We start from the raw sequence: 1,063 nt of genomic DNA, 5'->3' as shown, positions 1-1,063 counted from the left end.
CGCCCCTGCCGCATCAGGCCCCCGGCTTCCCCGCCCCGAACCAGCCGGGCACCCCGCACGCCCAGCCCGGCCAGCACCAGCCCGGCCAGCACCAAGCGGGCCAGCACCAGCCGGGACAGCCCTACGGGCAGCTCTACCAGCCCGGCCAGCCGGGGCAGCCGAACTACCCCGGGCAGCCGGGCCATCCGGGACAGCAGGGGTACCCGGGGCAGCCGGGTTACGCCGGGCAGCAGGGGCACAGCGGCTACCCGGGACAGCCGGCCCAGCCGGGGTATCCGGAGGACGCCTACGCCCAGCCCCGGCAGCAGTGGCAGGCCGGGCAGCCGATTCCCGGCCCGTTCCCGCCGACCATGGACCCGAACGCCGTCGACCCGCGGGCGGCGGCAGCGGCAGCCGCGGCGGCGGGTCAGCAGCAGGTTGATCCGGAGGCGGACCCGTACCAGCAGCTGCCGTGGGTTTCGGACGGCACGCCGACCGCCGAGGAGTTCGCGCGGCGGCGGCTGGCGAAGCCCGCCGAGCCGACCGCGACGATGGGTCCCCGCGCGCTGCTTCGCAAGGGCACCGGCGGCCTCGTTCGCATGGCGCCCGGCAAGCGGGAGCAGGAGTACAAGCGCGACGTCGAGATGGTGCGCCGCAACTTCGGCGGGCTGCGGCAGGTGACCGTGGTCAACCCGAAGGGCGGTGCCGGGAAGACCGTGGCGGTGCTGCTGCTCGCGATGACGTTCGGGCAGAAGCGCGGCGGCTACGTGCTGGCCTGGGACAACAACGAGACGCAGGGCACGCTCGGCATGCGGGCGCAGCAGGACTTCCACGCGAGGACCGTGCGCGACATGATGCGGGACCTGCACCTCTTCCGGGGCTCGCACGGGCGGGTCGGCGACCTGTCGCAGTATGTGCGGGCGCAGGGCGAGGGCATGTTCGACGTGCTGGCCTCGGACGAGTCCGCGACGGCGGGCGAGATGCTGACGGCCGGGGCGTTCGCGGAGATCCGGGAGATCGTCAGCCGGTTCTACAAGCTGATCTTCGTGGACACGGGCAACAACGTGCGCGCCCAGAACTGGCA

Annotated in this window: 1 pseudogene; it reads left to right on the top strand. The window is 73.8% G+C overall.

Features of this window, described 5'->3' with window-relative positions:
* Positions 1-1,063: pseudogene (locus RBH18_RS43855) on the top strand (chromosome partitioning protein); the annotation flags it as partial.

The organism is Actinoplanes oryzae (genome assembly GCF_030757795.1).
Lineage (GTDB): Bacteria > Actinomycetota > Actinomycetes > Mycobacteriales > Micromonosporaceae > Actinoplanes.
This window is presented reverse-complemented; position numbering and strand designations above follow the sequence as displayed.